Source organism: Streptomyces umbrinus, assembly GCF_030817415.1.
GTDB lineage: Bacteria > Actinomycetota > Actinomycetes > Streptomycetales > Streptomycetaceae > Streptomyces > Streptomyces umbrinus_A.
The window spans coordinates 10,384,086-10,397,744 of sequence record NZ_JAUSZI010000002.1; the positions used below are offsets into that span (position 1 = coordinate 10,384,086).

The 13,659-nt window shown below is 72.3% G+C and carries 5 protein-coding genes; all 5 read right to left on the minus strand.

Translation table 11 applies throughout. The features are described 5' to 3' along the window. Positions 1-2: 2 nt before the first annotated feature. On the minus strand, positions 3-4,637 hold the full coding sequence (locus tag QF035_RS46025; RefSeq protein ID WP_307527936.1) for a hypothetical protein: 4,635 nt from the start codon (positions 4,635-4,637) through the stop codon (positions 3-5). A gap of 12 nt (positions 4,638-4,649) precedes the next feature. Beyond that, positions 4,650-8,183 carry a hypothetical protein gene (locus QF035_RS46030; protein WP_307527938.1) on the minus strand — a complete coding sequence of 1,178 codons (3,534 nt, stop codon included), beginning with the start codon at positions 8,181-8,183 and terminating at the stop codon, positions 4,650-4,652. Next, positions 8,180-10,852 carry a DUF6603 domain-containing protein gene (locus tag QF035_RS46035; RefSeq protein ID WP_307527940.1) on the minus strand — a complete coding sequence of 891 codons (2,673 nt, stop codon included), beginning with the start codon at positions 10,850-10,852 and terminating at the stop codon, positions 8,180-8,182. Before QF035_RS46035 ends, QF035_RS46030 begins: the two co-directional genes overlap by 4 nt. 328 nt (positions 10,853-11,180) lie before the next feature. Beyond that, complete coding sequence (locus QF035_RS46040) at positions 11,181-13,094, minus strand: RiPP maturation radical SAM C-methyltransferase (RefSeq protein ID WP_307527943.1); 1,914 nt, start codon at positions 13,092-13,094, stop codon at positions 11,181-11,183. Positions 13,095-13,137: 43 nt separating this feature from the next. After that, positions 13,138-13,614: a hypothetical protein gene (locus QF035_RS46045; protein WP_307527945.1), complete on the minus strand. Its 477-nt coding sequence runs from the start codon at positions 13,612-13,614 to the stop codon at positions 13,138-13,140. Between the last annotated feature and the right edge of the window lie 45 nt (positions 13,615-13,659).

The window sequence follows — 13,659 nt, forward strand, 5'->3', positions numbered from 1 at the left end:
CGTCAGGACTCCTTCTTGATCAGTTGCTCCATCACGTCGGCCAGGTCCGGCCGTTTCATGATGTTGAGCAGGTGCACCGAGGGCTGCGTCCCCATCGCCCCCTCGGGCAGATACGCGGCCGGCAGGTAACGCCCCAGCCAGCCCAGCGCGTCCAGGTCCACGAGCCGTAGTTTCGCCAGGGCGAACGCCTCGTCGACGGTGGCGGCCAGCACGTCCGGAGTCCACGGCACCCCGACCACCGGCGGCACCGCGACCAGCACCGCCTGCGGAGCCCGCGCCCCGGGCGCGTCGTAGTGGAACGTGGCGCCCGCCGTGTGCCGCTGAGCGGGGATCAGTTCTGCCCACGCATCGACGACGAGCACGGCGGCCTTGCCCGTTCCGAGCGGCTGTGCGGGGCCGTGCACCAACAGACCGGTGGCCGGCTTGTCCTCGTCGGTGGGTTTGCGCAGGGCGCCCACCCACCGGTCGCCCGGCGCGAAGGGCACCTGCCCGATCCGCAGGGCGTAGCCGGTACCCGTCGCCGCGGCACCGGTGTGCAGCAGCAGATCCGCCAAGGCGCCGGTGCCCGGCCGCACCGTGCCCATCAGCTCCGCCCAGTCACCCGGCACCAGCCGGGCGTCGCCGCCGCGGTCGAGCCCGGAGCCGAACGAGGCGTCCAGCGCATCGGTGGCGGGCGCGGCTGACCGGCCCACGGCCCGGAACCCGGGTCCGAACACCGCCTCCAGGACCTCGGCCGCGGCCCCCGGTCCGCCCTCCGCCGTCTCCTGCTCGGCGAGCCGGATCCGCTCCTTCGCCTCGCGCAGGGCGGCGGCCAGCTGGTCGGCCTGCTCGTCGACCGGTCCGGTCGGCGGCCCGGTCACCCCGTAGGCGGCGAGTTGCTCCAGGTTCGCCGCGGCCACCGCGGCCCGCAGGCCGGCGAGGGCCCGCTGCGCGCGGCCTGTGAACTCCGGGTCCGTGGCCGCTGGAGGTGCGTTGTCCGCGGGCGCCAGGTCGGCCGTGGTGCCGGGCCGGGCGGCCGCGAGCACCGCGGCGGCCGCCGCGCCGAGCGCCTCCAGCTGGTCGATGTCCACGGCGGTACGGGCCCAGCCCGAGCCCCGGCCTGCGAGCAGGACGGGGACGGCGTCGTCGGGCACGGTCGACGGCTGTTCCGGCAGCAGCGCGCGCTCCAGCACGGTCCGCAGCCTGCCCGCGGCGGCGAGCGCCACCAGGTCCAGGGCGCAGTGCCGCGTGAGCGGCCACGTGTGCTCGGTGACCGTGGCCGTGCCCGTGCCGACCTCCTGGCCCGGCCGCAGCCACTCGGCGCGCAGCCTGATCCGCTGGGTGGCCCCCAGCTGGTGGCCGGCCCAGGTGTCGAGCAGCGGTTCGGCGTCGGCCCTCGGCCGTGCGGTCTGCTGGGCGCCGTCCCAGCCCGCCGCACGGGGCGAGCCCTCCGGGACGACGACGAGGACCCGGTGGTTCACCGGGATGCCGCGCCGCGGCGTGTCGAGCACCTGGGGCCGTGGTGGCGGCTGCCCGCCCGCGGCGAGGGAGTCCAGTGTGGCACCGGCGCGGTCCGGATTGCCCTGGGTCAGCTGGTGGACGCTCTCGGCGAGGAGCAGGTCCCCGACGGCGTCGAGGTCGTCGCGGAGTGCGGTCAGGTGGCGCCGGACGGCCCCTTCCTCGTCGGGGGTCATCGGTGAGCCGCCCGAGTTCGCTCGCAGGTGCGTGACGACCTCGTTCACGGGCACCCCGGCGAGCCGTGCGCCGTCCGTGACGTCGTGGGCACCGATGAACTCCTGCGCTCCCGCGGCGGGGTGCTGGACGCCCTGCACCGACCATTTGGCCCGCAGGGGAGCGATGAACCGGTCCAACTCCAGGGGTGCGTCGGCCAGTTCCCGTTCGTCGTGCAGCCGCCGTTCGAGCCGGTAGCCGAGCAGAGCCCCCAGGGGCTGGCCCTGGGCGACGCCGTCGAGGACGGTCATGGCCACCCGCATCCGCCGCGAGGACAGGTCGACCGCGAAGGCACCGGCGTCGGCAGGGTGCGACAGGTTGCCGCTGTGCAGCACGGCCGCGGTGGCGGCCTGCGGCAGCGAGGGAGCGAGCACCCATCCCCGGCTGCGCGGCACGCCGGCGGGCGTCAGGTTCTCCACCCAGCCGTACGCGCCCAGCTGCACCCCGGTCGGGCGGCGGCCCGGCCGGCGCAGTGCGTGGAGGCGGGCGGTGGCGAGGGATCCGATCCAGGCGTCGAGCCGGTGGGAGACGAGATCGAGGCATTCGCCGAGCAGCCGCTCCATGGCGGCGAAGGGATCCTCCTTGCGGCCCTGCCAGGTCTTCACCCGGCCGGCCAGGTACTGCAACGCGGCGTCGATCTCCGCCAGGCGCACGCTCCAGGGCCGCTCCGTGCCCAGCAGGCCGAGAACACCGTTGCGCCGGGTCGCCGCCTCGAAGACCTGTCCGGCCATGGAGGCACGAGCGTCGAGGATGGTCCGGTACACGGTCGAGCCGCGATCGGTCCCGCCGTCCGCGACGGCCGTCGGCGCGGACAGCGCCATGATCTTGCCCAGGGTGAAGGGACGGGCGAGCAGCTTGGCGCTGGTGAGGGTGTTCAGCTCGTGCGTGGGGTTGAGCAGGGCGTCGGCGAACCGCAGCCGGGGCCACGGCGCGTCCGGGTCACGGACTCCGGACGCGGCCCGCCCGTACTCCAGGTTCGCGGTGTGCCGCAGCAGCGCCTCCAGGAGGGTGCGCGCCTCCTCCTTGCGGACCGTGAGCCTGATCAGTTCGAAGCGCTCGACGACGGCGTTGAGGAACCCGATCAGGTCGTCCGCCGGGTCGGTGCCTTCGGGCAGCTTCGCGGGACGGACGTACGGCAGCCACAGCCGGGTGGCCGCCCCGTTGATCTGGTGACTGATCTTCGGCCGGTAGCTGATGCCGAGCGCCGCGTTGAGTGCCTGGGAGTGCCGGTCCTCCGGGGTGTCGCCGACGCAGTACCCGGTGCCACCAAAGCTGATGCCGCTCATGCTGAGCGAGGCGTCCTTGAAACAGGCCAGGAGCCCGCCCTGGACGGAACGCACCGACACCGTCCGCGACACCGGCGCCATCCCGAGGGCGCGCAGCACGTCACGTTCGGGCTTGGGCAGCGTGAGAGTCTCCCCGGGCTGGTCGGGGCCGCCGACCCGGGGCAGGGTGTCGACGCCGACCTCCCAGAACGGGCGCAGCACGCCGAGGACGCGGTGCAGCCCCTTCAGACCCGACGGCTCGTGCCCGTCGGGCTGCCAGCGCGCGGTGGCGGTGACCGGCAGCACCCCGTACGGCTGCCTGCCGACCCGCAGAACAGGGAGCGGCCCCCGGGCCCGTACGTTCTCGTAGTAGTGGCGGCGCAGCCAGGACCGTTCGACGGTGAGCTCCGTACCTCCCCGGTCCTTCTCCAGGAGTTCGTCGAGGTAGAAGTCCCCGGTGGCGCTCCACAGGGCCATCTGCAGGGCGCGCGCGTCGGCCTGCTCCGGCTCGTCGGCCCCGGGCAGGGCCGTGAGCGCGGACACCGGAATGCCGAACGCGGCCGCGAGGCGGGAGCAGTTCGCCCACTCGTCGGGCGCTGCGGCGGGGCCGAAGGCACCGAGCAGCCGGTCCACGTCCGGGGGCGGCGGTGCGGAACCGGCCTCGTCCCGGGTGTTGTTGGTCGCCGTGCCCTGCCGCACGAATGCCGCCTCGCCGTCCCCGTCCCGGCCGGCCAGCAGTCGGGTGAGCCGTCCCGCCGAGGCCTCGGGGTCGAGGGAGCCGGACACCCCGAACGCGACCACCCGGGTGAGCAGTGGTTCCCTGGCCGGCTCGTAACCGTCCCGGTCCAGCAGCACGGTGACGGCGAGCCCCTTCTCCTCCGCCTCGGAGAACTTCGTCAGCCAGCGCAGCTCCGGGTCGAGGTGCGGTTCGCCCTCCTCGGGCGTCGCGTCCGGGTCGGGCCCGACCTGCACGACGTCCGGGACCGGCTTGCCCTCCTTCTCACCGACCAGCACATCGCCTTGATACGCCCGTACGACAAAGAGGTCCGGCAGGGTCGAGGCGGTCGCCGCCCGGTTCCAGCCTCGCCCGCGGACCGGGACCTCGGGCCAGGACGGCTCCAGATCCGGCGCGGAGTCGGACAGCGGCGACGGTGGCCGGGTGTCCGAGACGGGGGTGAGCAGCCGTACGAGCCAGCGGGCCCGCTGCGCACCGAGTGCGCCCGACAGCTGTCCCCAGGCGGCGAGGAGCAGCCGGGCCCGGTCCCCGTCCGCGTTGTCGCTGCGGCCGGCCCGCCACACCGTCCGCCAGTAGCGGCGGCCCTGCTGCACCTCACCGGCGGTGGGATGCGGTTCGTGCGACTCGACGTGAATGTCGTCGGGGAAGATCCGCACGAGCAGCTTGTCCTGGCCCTCGTCCCTCCGTACCCGGGTCTCCAGCCGCACGGGCAGGAGCAGCAGGGGCACTTCGGGGTCCAGGCCGGCGAGCAGCGGGGCGAACCCCGTCCCGGCGAAGGCGCGTACGCCCTCGTCCAGGGCGCCCCGGGCGGTGCCGAGGCGGGTGAAGGCGTGCTGCCGGTCGGTGGCGGTGGCCCGGGCGCCGAGGAGCGCACGGTGCTCCTCGGCCTCGGCCACGGCCCGGCGCAGTGCGCCGAGATCGGTCATGTGTCGTTCTCCTCAAGGGGACAGGAGTCGTGCGGCCGGCAGCACGACCCTGACGGGCTGCTGGAAACACTGGCGGGCGGTCCCGGCGGCGCTCGCGCCCCACACGAGACCGTCGTGGGCGACGTTGGGCCGCTGGTTCCCCGGGGCGTGGGTCGCGGCCAGATAGGCCTCCTTGGAGTCGAAGAGGTGACTCCAGTCGAGGTTGTTCCAGTCGTCCGCCGTGCTGGGGGTGTTGGGCGGTGGGCTGTAGGGGCGGCCCCAGATACCGGGCGTCGGAGGGTCGGTGAGCGCGTTGTCGGGCGGGTCGTCGAGCCCGAACCGCGGCTCGGTCGGCTGTTCCGCGATCACGAAGCACCAGGGCGAGGCGAGGAGTTCGGTCTTGGTGAGGTCGAAACCGATCATGGCCGTGTCGGGATCCAGGCCGCCCCGGAAGATCGGATGGCGGGCGTCGGCATCCTTCGGCTCGGTGCCGAGCAGCGGAGCCGCGTAGACGATCGCGCCGGGGTAGCGGCGCAGCAGGGCGCTGCGCAGCACCAGCACGACCCGGTCGGGCGGCGCGGTCACATGCGTCCCGAGCGTCAGGTCGCGCTTCCATGTGTGCAGGGGCGGCAGATCCGTCGCCTGCCCCCAGAACGAGGCGAAGTACGTGCCGCGTTGGTCGGTGGGGTACTCGCGCCAGCGCAGCTCGCGCGCGAACTCGTGGTTGGCCCCGACCATGTACGCGGCGACGAAGGGGGCGTTGGTGAGGGCGAGCACCGCCGTGTCGGCCGGAACGTGCTCGAGACCGGCGAACATCCACTCGTTGGACTGCGCGGACAGCGGGGGCCACATGGGGTCGGCGAAGACCGGCGCCCACTGCACCGGAACCTCCGGATCGGTGCCCGCGGGCCGCTCGACGAGGGTGTCGACCACGGCGGGCACGGTGACCGCCGGGTCCGTCAGATCCACGATCTTCTGCTGCGCCTGCTGAGCCGGGAACGGGTCCCGCGGCGGGACCGGCGGTGCGTGCGACGGGCCGAGCACCCTGTCGTGCGCCTGGACCACCATGTCCCTGACGTCCTCGGGGCGGGTGTCGAGCACGGCCGGGGCGGGCAGCAGATCGCCCTGCTTCGCCAGCGGGCCCGGGTGGGTGAACGCGCCGAGACCGAGGCTACCCGTCTCGTACCACTCGTCGACGAGGCCCTTGAGGCCGTCGGCCGTCCAGGGTTCCTGCTCGGGGCCGGGGCCCTCGCCGGTGACCCGCAGCACGCCGGAGCAGTCCGCCCACCACAGCTCGGTCGTCGGATCGGCGTCGCACCAGTCCCAGCTGCCCGGGCAGCCGCCCCGGAACGTGCCGTGGCGGTCGGCGGACTGCCAGGTTCCGGTGAAGACGCCGTCGGAGCTGATGTTCTCCGGGCTCCAGGTGCCGGTGCACACCCCCCGCCAGGTGCCGTGCTCCGTGCCGGACTCCCAGGTGCCGGTGTACAAGGCGATCCAGGTGGGGTCACCGCCGTCCTGCCCGGAGGCGTTGCTCCAGTTGCCCGCGTAGTCGCCCTTCCAGACGCCCGATCGCCCGGCGCCCATGTCCCAGCTGCCGGTGCACTTTCCATGCCACTCTCCCGCGGGGTCGCCCGCTTCCTCCCCGGTCCACAGCCCGTCGAACGCGCCGGTGAACCGTCCCGGGGCCGGGACGGTGGTGGACTCCCCGGTGAACAGACCCAGTCCGGCCGGACCGCTCCGGCCACTGGGGAAGACCAGGTCGCCGTGCGGGGTGACCTTCGTCCGCGCCAGGAAGTCCGCGGGAGCCTCGATCTCGGGCAGCGCCGACAGCCGGAACGCGCGGTTGAGCGCGCCGGCGGCCAGCGGGCGTGTGGCGCCGAGCTGCTCGGTGGTGACCGCGCGCTGCACGGAACGCTGGGTCGCCTCGCTCGCCACCCGCCGCCAGGCGTCCGGCGCCCCGTCCTCGGGCGCGAAGACCTCGCGTACCGCGGAGAGACGCTCCGGGGCCACGACCCGCTCCGGTGCGACGGCGAACGCCACCGCGCCGTCCGGATCCCGCCGGGGCACGGAGAGGCCGGTGGGGGAACCGGCGACGGAGGCGAGCACCGTGGCGAACGGCGGCTGCTGCGCGTCCGTCGACCGCCCGGCGATGAGCCCCACCCGCCGGCTGAGCACGCCCATCGGGCGCATCGCGCGGTGGAACTCCATGGTGGCCATGGCGTTCGGCAGCAGACTCGTCCGGATCGACGACCACAGCGTGGTGTCCGCGGTCAGCGCGAGACGGCTCTGCAGGGGTGTGGCCAGGCGCAGGACCTCGTCGGTGGAGAGCGGCCGTACGTGCCGCAGGTGCAGCCGCCCGGCGACCAGCCGGGCGAACCGGGCCAGTTCGAGCAGCCGGTTGGCGGCCCGTACGTCGGCGAGCTGCCGCCACGCCGAGGCCATGAGCCGCTCCTGGTCGGCCTGCACGGCCCGCGCGCCGAGCCCGGCGGCCACCCGCCAACGGGGGTCGAGGTTCAAGGTGTCGAGCCAGCCCGACGACGCCGGGGCGGCCCCCTTCGACAGCGCGTGGAAACCGCCGTACAGCGGGGGCAGGACATCGGGATCCTCGTCGCCCGTGCCGTCCGCCACCGGCACCAGCGCCTTCGCGAGCCGCTGCTGCCACTCGGCGCTCGGCTCGCCGACCGGCCACGGGTCGCGTGCCGGGGCGTTCGGGTCGCGCAGGGCGCTCTCCACCTCCTGGACGACGGGCCCGGGACCGGTCGCGAAGAGCCCGGGGCGGCTCACGTCGAGCGGCCGCCGGCCGGCCTTCGGCGGCAGCGGGCGGGCCCGCAGCCGGTCGGCCAGCGTCTCGAAGTCGCCGCCCTCGCCGGTGGAGAACGTCCAGGAGAAGTAGACCGGCAGCTCGCAGCGGGCCCCCGGAGTCCAGGCGGGCGCGAGATTCCCGCCGGCGACGTCCTTGCCGAGCCCGGCCAGCCGCCCCACCTCGAAGGAGGGGACCAGACAGGCGGTGTAGGCGGTGTGCGCCAGCAGCCGGCGAGGAGCGAGCAGCCGGGAGACCGACCGGCGGGGGTCGGTCTCGTGCCCCGGGAGGGTCTGTGCGTGGGCCCACAGGTGCAGTAAGGCCGGATCGGGCAGTTCGGTCCCGTCGACCCGCAGCACGGGCAGTTGGATGCCTGGCTCCCGCTGCGGCCGGCCCGCCGCGAACGGAACGCAGACCAGCGCGAGCCAGGGCCGCAGGGCGCCCGTCGGACCCGGCGCCAACGGGGTGAACAGCCAGGGAAGTTCGGCCCGTTCGAACTCCACCATCGGGAACTTGGTGGTCTCCGCGTCCGGTGTGCCGGGCAGCGGGAAGAGCCGCACGATCTCCTTGGGGTCGAGCGCCCGCACGTCGCCCGGCCCGTACAGCTGCAGTGCGGGGACCGGAACAGGCTGCGCGGGGCGGTCGTTCACCGAGGCGGTGGCCGCCAGCGAGCCCCGTACGGGCAGGGTGTTGACCAGGGTGTCGGGGTCGGCGAGCGAAGCGGCGGCCCCGACCCGCTGCCAGGACGCGAAGGTGTACGTGGTCATGGCCTCACCTCGTGTGCGGACACGACCTGGTACAGCGCGGACCGGCCCGACACGGTCCTCAGCTGGGCGGTGGCCTCGGTGAACGTGGCCGTCCGGACGAACCCGCCGGCCTCCTTGAGCGTGCCGGTCCCCACGATCGCGTACGTCCGCTCCTTCAGGACCGACGTGATCGGCGCAGTGGAGTACCGGCTGCGCAGTTCGTGCACGAGACTGCGGCCGACGGCCCCGAGGGGCAGTGCGGCCGTCAGCGCGGCGTCGGAGAGCACCCAGTGCGCGCCCGGGGTGATGACCGTGCCGCCGAGCCATTTGGTCTCGTACTCGACCGGCACCGAGTAACGGGGGGCAGCCGCCGAGGACGCGGGCGGGGTCAGCTCGCTGCCCGAGCGCAACCGCTCGAAGGCCGGCTGGGTGAGCTTCTCGTCGTCGGTCAGATCGAAGAAGTCGGCCCGTGCGAAGTCCTCCTCGACGGGCTTCACGTCGCCCGCCCCGGCGGAGAACGCGACCTTCACACCGAACTTCGCCGGCGTCGGCAGCCGGCCCGGTCCGAACCGGACCACCTCGGTGTCCAGGGGAACCGTGCGCTGGCTGAAGCGGAGCCGCCCGAGAGGGTGCAGCAGACGCCCCCCTGCGGCGGCGTCGTCGGAACGCAGCGACACCATTGTGCGTGCCCCCTCCGGGAGGACCGGTTCCCAGCTCCGGGGGTCCTTCAGGGCCTGTTCGAGGAGTCGGCCGACGTCCGGGGGCGGCGGGGCCTTGGCCTCGCCGGTGCAGTTCCAGCGTTCGTCGAAGGGGAAACTGACGTCGAAGAAGAGGATGGACACGCTGGCGCGGCCGGCGACGTGCCAGCAGGGCGTCGGCCCCTCCACGTCGACGCGCAGCCCGACCGAACACAGGGTTTCCCCGGCGAAGCGCAGCGCGAAGGAGCCGGCGAGGTCGAGCATGACGCCGAAGCTGGGCTCCCAGCGCACCAGGGCGTCGAAGGAGAGCCGCCCGGACACCCCGGTGCGGCTGGAACCGATGACCGCGGAGAGCTCGGCGCCCGCCTGGACGGTGCCGGGGGTGAGGGCGAAGTAGCCGCTGAAGACGATCCGCAGCAGCGGGCTGTCCGCGATCGGGATCGTGAGGCGCTTGGGCGTCGGAAAGCCCGCGGGCGGGGTGAACCGGGGGTGGAAGCCGCCGGCGCTCAGGATGAACGTAGCGTCCTGCCCGCTCTTGGCCCGCAGCGCGAGACCGCCCTCAATCGAGGCGGTCAGCAGCCGGGAACCCGCCAGGTTGGCGTTGATCTCGACCAGCCCGTTCGCCGCGTCCACGACCCCCGCGACCGAGGCGCGCAGATCGAGGATCGGAGCCTGCGGGGCGGGCAGCGCGACCCTGAGCCGGCCGAGGATCCCCACCACACCGCTGGGCAGCTCGAGGACCACCCCGACATCCGCGGTGAGGAAGGAGACCGGACGGCCCCAGCCGACCCGGAACATCGGGCCCACGACGGTGCTTCCCGAGCGGGCCGGGAACACCGCGCCCAGCGAGGCCAGGATGCGAGGCGCCGCGGCAGCCGCGTCCGCGGGGAAGAGCAGGTCGTCCAGGTGACCGGACTGGACGACCTCAGCGAGGCCCGCCCGGTCGAGCGCGCGGCCGATGCCGAGAAGACCACCGACGGCGTTCAGCGTGAAGGCGAGGCCCAGTTCGATGGCCGGAGTGAACTCGGCGCTCATCGCGACCAGGACCGACACCGGCCGGGTGTCCAGGATCCCGAAGGCCTGCACCTCGACGACGCCGAGGCTGAGCGACAGCGCCCCCCGGTACTGACCGTCGTGCTCGGCGAGGAACCCGCCGCCCTTGGCGGGGCCGACGGCGAGGGTCAGCCCGAGGCCCTTCGGCGGAACCAGAGCCGCCGTGTACCCCGTGCCCGCCGGGCGGACCTCAAGACCCGCGCCGTCCACCGCCGCGTCCGCGAGACCGAGCAGCGACGCCCGGAAGGACGCGTCGAGCCGCAGTCCGCCGTTCTGGGCGGACACGTACAGCGAGGGCGCGCGCACCCCGGAGGGCGCCCCGCTCAGGGGGACCGCGATACCCCTGCCGCTGCCGCCGCCGTCCAGGCGCAGTCCCCCCTTGCCGAGCGTGGCGCCCAGTCGGCCCTTGAGGACGAGGCCGCCGGGGACGAGGAGCTTCAGCAGCGCGTGGTCGGTGAGCGCGAAGTCGACACCGTCGGCCCGGAAGGTCAGCGAGGAGGTGTCGGGCGCGGCGGACGGCAGGGAGAGCACGAGACTGACCCCGTCGCGTACGGCCAGGCCGGGTACGAGAGGGAGCGCGCCGGTGAGGACGAGGGAAAGGTCGATCTTAGGGGGCAGGGCCCCGACAAGGGGGTTTTCCACGCCACCCGGCCCAGCTGTGAGGACCTGGTCGATAGCCAGCGCCCATCCCGGCGGGGACTGTCTGACGGCCGTCCGCAGCAGGTCGACGAGGACCGGCCACACGTCGCCCGGGGCCGCCACGTGCGGCAGGGCGAACCGTACGAGCAGCGCGTCCGCCGTCAGCGCGTCACTGGGCAGCCCGAGCGCCTGCGCGAGCCGCTTCCTGCGGTCGGCCGGGGACAGACCGGAGAGGAGCGGGAGCACCGGGTCGAGTCCCGCGCGGAGTTCGGCCGCCAACTGCGGCAATGGGCTTGCCATCAGCGGGCCGTGGGGAGATGGGGGACGTTCATCTGATCGGCACCGTTCTCCGCCCACGGGTCACCGGGTGACTCTGGAACCGAGGCGGATGGGGATCGGGAACACCCCCGACGCTATCCCCGCCCGAGGACCGGCGCGCGGCCACGAATCGCGGGACGCCCCCGGTCCGGTGCGGAATTCACCCGACCAGCAGAGGCCTGCCCCGGACCGTCGTCGGCGCGACGCCGTTCTCGCGGGGTTGGCCGGCGGCAACGCCGGAACAGGCGCTCCTGGTCGCCGAGGTGGCCCGGGAACGGTCCGGATCTTGCGGGGGACCGCGAAGGCCAGATCAGACCCAGATGCTTGGCCACTGCCGGGACCAGGACTCGGCGCGATGGGAAGCGGCTACTGAAGACGGTGCCGCCAGGCCGATCGCGAGATCCCCTTCAGTCCAGAGCAGGCGACGGTGAAGCAGCTCTGCCAGCGCTCCCTCGGCATCCTCCTCGCACAGGGCACCGGCCTCGACCAGTCCATGAGTGATACGCCCGATGTTGAGCGGCCGCTCATCGAGTTCTTGGTAGAGCAACGAGGCGGCTTGCGACAGTGTGTAGGTGTGCGGGTCCGTGTCGAAGCGGCTGTCGTTGATCACCAAGGCGGCGCCCACCTGCGTCCACGAGAGTTCGACGAACCGCTCGCGGTGCTGCTTCTTCCAGTGGTCGATCTGCGTTCGGAGCTGGCCGTAGGCAAGATCGAGATCAGGTGCGTACTCGAAGTTCCGCTGGAAATAGTAGGCGTACTCGTCCAAGGAGAATCCCGTTTTGTCCAGGAATGCCCTGGAGAGGAGTACGTCGTAGCACTCGTGATGGACTGCGCGCTGCGTGAGGCCGAATCGAGCGGGGTCCGTCTGAAGTGGAGCGAATCGCGTCACCACGGTCTCAGAACGTGCCACCGGCGGGGCCAGATGGTACAGCGTGGGCAGCCTTCTGAGCATCTCCTGATAGACCTCCAGTGAGTCGTCGGGGAGGCCGTAGAGAATGTTGTAGTGGATCGCCAGACGGTGGACGTATCCCGCCTTCAGCAGAGAGACGTTGTCGATGCCGCGCACACCTTTGCGCATGGATCGCAGGACGGGTGACGCGAACGACTCGATGCCGGGCTGGACCGCCACGTAGCCGGCATCGACGAGGGCGCGAACCCGCTCCGGTGGGTGGTTCGCCTTGATCTCGCTGTGGAGCGAGAACTTCGGCTGCTGCTCGCTGAGTTTGGGCAGCAAGTCCGTGTAGTAGTCCTTCGGCATGATGTAGTCGGAGAAGCGGTACGTGGTCTCCCCGTGCCGTTCGCGGAGTGTCGTGAGCATGCGCAGCGTGTCAGCCGCTGATCGGTGCCGGTACTTCAGCGTGTCGTCGTCGATACCGCAGAACACGCAGTGCTGGCTCTGTCCCCACCAGCAGCCGCGTGACGCCTCCACGGGCAGCACTGTGGTGGGGATACGAAGGCGGTGTTCCGCGGCGAGTGCGTCGAGGTCGTGGAACCAGTCGCTGTAGTCGGGCAGTGGCGTACGGGTGAGGTCGAACCTGGGCGGGCGAATGATCCGGTCGGCGAGGTGACCTGGCCACGAGGCCCGGTCACCACCCCCGAGAACGGCGAGGGCGAGGTCGACGATGACCTGCTCTCCGTCGCCTTGCACCACGGTGTCGACGACATCGAAGGCCTGGGCGACGGTGCGTCCGGGCTCCCCTTCCAGGGCGTAGCCGCCGAACACGACCGTAAGTCCCGGATCGCGGGCCTTGAGCCGGGTGGCGAGCGCCAGAGAAGCCATGGTCTGGTCGAACAGGCAGGTGAACCCCACCAGTCGGGGAGACATGGCCAGGATGCGCTCGGCGACGTCGTCAAGAAGCTGCGGGACGACCTCATGACGTACGCGTAGGAACAGCTCGAGCACCGCCGCGGCGTCCGCGTATCCCTCGGGCGGCGGATTGCCCTGGGTGTACTTCAGGATCCGGTCGACGACGGCCTTCTCCTGCTGTTCGTCGAGTAGCGGATCGAGTTCTCCGGTGAAGACGAACTCGTTGAGTCCCCAGGCGTTTGCCAGATACTGGTAGGTGCCAGGCTTGAGCCATCTCAGCAAGTGCGGAGCAACGTGGACCACTCGTGAACGGATTCCGGCCTCGCTGAGGCAGCCGGAAAGGATCCCGAGTCCCAAAGTCGGCTCGGCGGGCGGTGCCCAGGGCATGCTCACCAGGACGACGTCGTACTGCGTCACGAATGCGTTCCCTCCACGTTCAGCGAGACTGCGCGGGCCGGTGCTACAGCTTGACCTGGCCGCTCTCGTCGACGATCACCTCTGTGTCGGGCGTGGGAGCTTCGAGCAGAATGATGATCACGATGACGGCCACGGCGATGAGTTCGGTGTCGCTACGGGCCATACCGGTGCCATCCGCTCCCTGCATCAGGCTCAGCGTCGTCGCCTCCTGCAGCAGGGCCGCGGCGCCTGGTGAAAGAGACACGTCGAGCTGCTCCGCCACGCGCACGGGGTCGGTGGAGAGTTCCTTGATGTACCGCCCATCCCGGACGGCCTTGTTGTACAGGTCCAGCGCCTCGCGGCCCTCCTCCGGAGTCGCGCTGAGGTTGCGGGCCTGTGCTTCCGCCGACCCGGAACGGTAGGCGGCCTCCAGGACCGTGGTGGACGTGATGGACCGACGCATCTTCTCCACGCTCCCAGCCAGTGCTTCGCTCTGGAACAGCGGGTGCTTGAAGTAGATGCTCGGAAGCTGGTCGGCCATGGAGGATCCCTCTGTGTCGAGTGCGGTCTTCGCTCTTCTGTGAAG